Genomic DNA, 6,007 nt, shown 5'->3' with positions numbered 1-6,007 from the left:
GCCGCCGTGGGCGAGGCCCGGGTCCGGCATCCGGCCCTCAGGCCGGGACGGGGCTGTCCGCGGCCGTCAGGAGGAGGCGGACCAAGGGCTCCACCGCGGCGGCGCGGGCGGGGTCCAGGTCCGGGGCGAAGCCCTCCGTCGCGGCGGCCGTACGGGCTGCCGCGGCGCCGGCGCCGCCGGGACCCCGGCGGACCAGTTCGCCCAGGGTGCGCCGCACCCCCGGCTCGTACGCCGCGAACGTGCGCCGCAGCAACGGCAGGACGTCGGTGAACGCCCCCGCCGGCACACCGCTCAGCCACGTGTCGATCAGGCCGAGCAGTCGCTCGTCGTGGACCAGCAGCGTGCCGCCACCGGCGGCTCCGCCGACGAAGCCCTCGATCCAGCCGGCCGCGTCGGCGGGCGCCGCCGCCGGGGACAGCGCCAGGCCCATCAGACGGGCGGTCTCCCCGGGCTCCAGCCGTCCGTCGTCCAGCAGCAGCCGCGCGGCCCGCCCGCGTATCCCGCCGGGCACGGTGTCCCGCCCGGCAAGCCCGAGCAACACCCCACCCCACCGCCCCCACAACCCTCCACCGACCCCACCGGCGCCAGCACCAGCTACGCCGCCAGCCCCGGCCCCAGCCCCGGCGCCGACGGGAGCGGACCCGGCGACCCCTACGGCTCCGGCATGAGCCTCGTCAGGCCCGGTGTCGGCCCCGACGATGGCTCCGACTCCGGCCTCGGCGCCGGCGGCGACCCCGGCTCCGACCCCGGCCTCGGCTTGGGTTCCCGCCCCGGCCCCGGCTTGGGCCCCCGCCCCAGGCTGGGCATGGGCCCCCGCTCCAGCGTCGGCATGGGCCGCGGCTTCCGCCTCCGCCTCCGTGAGCAGGGATATCGCCGAGTGGACCGCGTCCACGTGGGTGCGGAGCTCAGCCGCCGCGTCGGCGTCGAGGCCGATGCAGGCGGGGGGCAGGCCCACGCATATGCGTTCGGCCAGGCCCGCCGCGACGGTGCCCAGGGCGGCCGTGTCCGTGCCCCGGACGTCCCCGTAGCGCAGCGACCGCGCCAGCGCGGGCAGCGCCTTCGCCAGCCGGGCCACGTCCGTGTCGAGGGCGGCGCGGTCGGCGAGCGCCCGCAGGACCGCCGGCAGGGCGCCGGACAGCCCGGCCAGCAGGCACCGCTCGGCGAGCGAGGTCACCTCGCCCAGCTCCGTGGCCCCGGCCGCGTCCGCCTCGGCCTTGGCGGTGGCCGCGGCCTCCACCGTCGTCCCCCATATGCCGGCCTCGGCCACCCGCACCGACAGCTCCGGCTCCCACCGCAGCCGCCAGGTCTCGCGGAACGTGCCCGTGCTGCTGCGCGAGGCCGTCGGCGAGCCCCAGTCGACGCCCAACAGCCGCAGCCGGTGCAGCAGCCGGCTCTTGGCCGCGTCGGTGTCCTTGCGCAGGTCGAGCTCCAGCTCCCGTTCCTGCGCCTCGGCCTTGAGCCGCAGCGAACGCTGCTGCCGAGTCAGGTCCCGTTGGAGCGGGACGACCGGCGCGGCGTCCGGCACCTCGCCCAGCGCGTCCCCGACGACGAGCCGGTCCTCGACGAGCGCCAGCGGCACGTCGGAGCCGTCGCACATCACCGCCCGCACCGCCTCCAGGGTCTCGGTGAGGCCCGGCAGGGGCCGGCCGCGGACGGCGGCCAGCGTCTCGGCCAGCCGCACCGCCTCGATGACGTGGGCGGAGGAGACCTGCCGGTCCTCGGCGCGCAGCAGCCCGGCGACCTTGGTCAGCCACCGCTCCACGGGCCGGTCGGGAGCGGCGAACAGGTGCCCGTACCAGCCGGGTGAGGCGATGCCCGCGCCGTAGCCGCCGGCCCGGGCCAGCCGGCGGTGGGTCCACGGCACCCACGTGGTCTCCACCTTCACCTTGGGCAGGCCCGCCAGCAGCGCCTTGTCGGCGGCCACCGTCGTCCGCTTGCGCAGCGCCGGGACGTGCCAGGCCCCGCAGACCACGGCGTAGCCGTCCCCGAACTCTCGGCGCGCGGCCCGCATGCGCTGGCGCATGTGGGCCTCGCGGACCAGGTCCCGGTGGTGCCCGCCGTCGCCGTACGCCTCGCGCAGCGCGGCCATGGCCTCGCCGAGCGCCTCGAAGGCGGCCAGCGGATCGCCCGTTGCGCCGGTCCGGTGCTCGACGACGTCCTCCCACCAGCGCTCGGGGTCGTCGTACCCGGCCGTCTCCGCCAGCACCGCCAGCGGGTCCACCCGTATCTGCTCCTCGGCGGAGCCCCCGTCGTCCGTGGCGCCCTCGCCCGCGCCGCCCTCGCCCGCGCCGCCGTCGCCCGTGTCGCCGTCGGACCGGCTCCCCCCGGGCTCCGCCGGGTCGGCCGGCTCTCCCGCGCCGGCCAGGCTGTGGGCGGCCGGCAGGTCGATGAACCGGACGGGCACCCCCGCCTCCTGGGCCCAGCGCAGGGCGACCCATTCGGGCGAGAACTCGGCCAGCGGCCAGAACGCGGCGCGGCCCGGGTCGTCGGCGGCGTGGGCGAGCAGCGCGACCGGCGGACGCATGTCCGGATCGGCTGCCAGCGGCAGCAGCGCGTCCCCCTCGGGCGGCCCCTCGATCAGCACCGCCGCCGGGCGCGCCGCCTCCAGCGCGGCCCGGACCGCCCGGGCCGAACCGGGCCCGTGGTGCCGTACGCCGAGCAGCAGCGGCCCGCCGTCCCCGCTCGCACGCGAGGCCGCCGGAGCCCTCGATGCGCTCGGGCCCGCCGCAGCCGTCGGGCCCTTCAAAGCCGTCGGGCCCTTCACAGCCGTCGGACCCTTCACAGCCTTCGGGTCCTTCCCAGCTTTCGGGGCCGTCGGGGTCTCCGCGGCTCGTGGGGTCCTGGTGGTGGCGGCCGGGGTCATGCCGTCACCTCCCGGCAGGCGCGGTAGAAGTCCTTCCAGCCGTCCCGCTCCCGTACGACGGCCTCTAGGTACTCCTGCCACACCACACGGTCGGCGGCCGGGTCCCGCACGACGGCGCCGAGGATGCCCGCGGCCACGTCCGAGGGGCGCAGCACGCCGTCGCCGAAGTGGGCTGCCAGGGCCAGGCCGTTGGTGACGACCGAGATGGCCTCGGCGGTCGACAGGGTGCCGCTGGGCGACTTCACCTTGGTCCGGCCGTCGTCGGTGACGCCGTCGCGCAGCTCGCGGAAGACCGTGACCACGCGCCGGATCTCGTCGAGGCCCTCGGGCGCGGCGGGCAGCTCCAGGGCGCGGCCCATCTGGTCGACGCGGCGGGCGACGATGTCGACCTCGGCGTCGACGCTCTCGGGCAGCGGCAGCACCACGGTGTTGAAGCGGCGGCGCAGGGCGCTGGAGAGCTCGTTGACGCCGCGGTCGCGGTCGTTGGCGGTGGCGATGAGGTTGAAGCCGCGCACGGCCTGCACTTCCTCGCCGAGCTCCGGTATGGGCAGGGTCTTCTCGCTCAGGACCGTGATGAGGGTGTCCTGGACGTCGGCGGGGATACGGGTGAGCTCCTCGACGCGGGCGGTCATGCCCTCGGCCATGGCCCGCATGACCGGGCTGGGCACCAGGGCGTCGCGGCTGGGGCCGTGGGCGAGCAGCCGGGCGTAGTTCCACCCGTAGCGGATGGCCTCCTCGGGGGTGCCCGCGGTGCCCTGGACCAGCAGTGTGGAGTCCCCGCTGACGGCGGCGGCCAGGTGCTCGGACACCCAGGTCTTGGCGGTGCCGGGGACGCCGAGCAGGAGCAGGGCCCGGTCCGTGGCCAGGGTGGTGACGGCGACCTCGACGATCCGGCGCGGACCCACGTACTTGGGGGTGATCACCGTGCCGTCGGCGAGGGTGCCGCCCAGCAGGTACGTGGCGACGGCCCACGGCGAGAGCTTCCAGCGGGCCGGGCGGGGCCGGTCGTCGTTGGCCGCCAGGGCTTTCAGTTCGTGCGCGAAGGCGTCTTCGGCGTGCGGTCGCAGCGCTTCGGTGCGCGTGGTGGTCTCGGACATGGTGACGCTCCCCCTCCAGGCTCGGCAGCCGTTCCCGACTGCTGGCAACCACCGTGCACCACGCCACTGACAACACCCCTCGTTCATCCCGTTGTTGCAGGTCAGAGCCATTGTCAGAGCGGGACCCTACGGTGGTTTCCATGACTGAGCAGGGGGTCCGCTGGACGGCGGAACAGGTACTGGCTCTGGCTCCTGACGACGCGTCGCGCAAGGCGGGGGCCAAGCTGGGCGGGGCGGGTCCGTGGTCGCAGACCGGAGGTTCCGCTTCCGGTGGGGTGTGGGGGTTGTGCAAGGGCAGCGGCAGGACGCCGTACCGGACGGTCGTGGACCTGACGGGCCCGGCGTACAAGTGCTCGTGCCCGAGCCGGAAGTTCCCGTGCAAGCACGCGCTCGGGCTGTTGCTGCTGTGGGCGGCCGAGGGTCTGGGCGCGCCGGCCGAGGCGCCGGACTGGGCCGGCGAGTGGCTCGCCGCCCGGGCGGCGAAGGCCGCGGCGCCGGCGGCCGGGCGGCCGACCGGACCGGCCGACGCCGAGGCCGCCCGCAAGCGGGCGCAGCGGCGGGCCGAGCGGATCGGGGCGGGCGTGTCCGAGCTCGAACAGCGCCTGACCGATCTGCTGCGCCGCGGCCTGGCCGGGCAGGAGCAGACGGGGTACGGCTGGTGGGAGGAGACCGCGGCCCGGATGGTCGACGCCCAGGCTCCGGGACTGGCGGCGCGGGTGCGGGAGTTGGGCACGATACCGAGCTCCGGCGCGGGCTGGCCCGCCCGGATGCTGGAGGAGTGCGCGCTGCTGCACCTGCTGGACCGGGCCTGGCTGGGCGTGCACGCCCTGCCGGAGCCGCTGGCCGCGACGGTACGGACCCGGGTGGGCCTGCCGGGCACGGCGGAGGGGGCGGCGGTCCGGGACCGCTGGCTGGTGCTCGCCCAGTACGACACGGTCTCGCCCGACGGCAAGCTGACCACGCGCCGGGTCTGGCTGCACGGCCTGGACGGCGGACGCCCCGCCCTGGTGCTGGACTTCGGCCCGCCCGGGCGGCCACCGGCGCTGTCGCTGCCGGTGGGTCTGGTCCTGGACGCGGAGGCCCGCTTCCGGCCGGGTTCGGCGGGGCTTCGGGCAGACCTCGGCGAACGGTTCGCCGCGCCCGCCCCGCACGCACGGATCCCGGACGGCGTCTCCACGGGCGCGGCCCTGGACGCGTACGGGGCGGCCCTGCGGGAGGACCCGTGGCTGGAGTCCTGGCCGGTGGTACTGGGCCCGGTGGTGCCGATACCGGGCGAGCACGGCTGGCAACTGGCGGACGCGGACGGCAAGGACGCCCTGCCGGTGGCCTCGGCCGGTTCCCGGTCGCGGTCGGGCCTGTGGCAGCTGGCCGCGCTGTCGGGCGGGGGCCCGGTGACGGTGTTCGGCGAGTGCGGACACCGCGGATTCACTCCCCTGACGGCCTGGCAGCCGGAGACGGCCGAGCCGATATCGCTGAACTGACCTTCGGGGGCGAGGGCGACGAACTGCGGCTTGAAGGGGAGTCGAGCCGGTGGCTCGAACCGGTGGCTCGGGCTGCCTGCACGGCTTGCCCGCACCGCCTGTCTGCACGACCTGCCCGCACGGCCTGCCTGCACGACCTGCCCGCACGGCCTGAGCGCTCGACCTGAGGACTCGACCTGAGGACTCGACCTGAGGACTCGACCTGACGGCGACCTGTGGAACGAGCTGATCGAACGAGACGACCGACGAGCTGACTGGACGGCCTGATCGAACGGGCTGATCACGGCTCGACCCATCGAACCAGACGGGGGCCCGTGGCCGACAACCACGCCACTTGAGCCGGGCCGTACGCCCGGAACACCACGACTGCTCCGGTCCCGTGGAGGGGACGGGACCGGAGCGCACCACACCACTCGGGAGGGGATTTCGGTGAACGGGGACTGGGAGGACCTGGTCGGCGCCGCGCTGCTGGGCACCGATCGGCGAAGCGGTGGCGCCCCCGGGGCGCTGCTGGACGAGGCGGCCGTACAGACGGTACGGCGGCGGGCGGGGCTGCGGGCGGCCGA

The 6,007-nt window shown here is 76.2% G+C and carries 3 protein-coding genes; 1 reads left to right on the top strand and 2 read right to left on the bottom strand.

What is annotated here, in order from left to right:
- Positions 1-37: 37 nt before the first annotated feature.
- Both LG632_RS29245 and LG632_RS29240 read right to left on the bottom strand, forming a co-directional pair.
- Positions 38-2,863: a DUF5682 family protein gene (locus tag LG632_RS29245; RefSeq protein WP_374203632.1), complete on the bottom strand. Its 2,826-nt coding sequence runs from the start codon at positions 2,861-2,863 to the stop codon at positions 38-40.
- On the bottom strand, positions 2,860-3,960 hold the full coding sequence (locus tag LG632_RS29240) for an ATP-binding protein (RefSeq protein ID WP_226730919.1): 1,101 nt from the start codon (positions 3,958-3,960) through the stop codon (positions 2,860-2,862). The genes LG632_RS29245 and LG632_RS29240 overlap by 4 nt, the downstream gene beginning before the upstream one ends.
- Before the next feature lie 140 nt (positions 3,961-4,100).
- On the opposite strand from LG632_RS29240, the gene LG632_RS29235 reads away from it, so the two are divergent.
- Positions 4,101-5,441 carry an SWIM zinc finger family protein gene (locus LG632_RS29235; RefSeq protein WP_226730917.1) on the top strand — a complete coding sequence of 447 codons (1,341 nt, stop codon included), beginning with the start codon at positions 4,101-4,103 and terminating at the stop codon, positions 5,439-5,441.
- Positions 5,442-6,007: the final 566 nt, after the last annotated feature.

It is taken from the genome of Streptomyces antimicrobicus (assembly GCF_020532625.1).
GTDB lineage: Bacteria > Actinomycetota > Actinomycetes > Streptomycetales > Streptomycetaceae > Streptomyces > Streptomyces antimicrobicus.
Note: the sequence above shows the minus strand (reverse complement) of the source record. Positions and strands in the feature narration are given on the sequence as shown.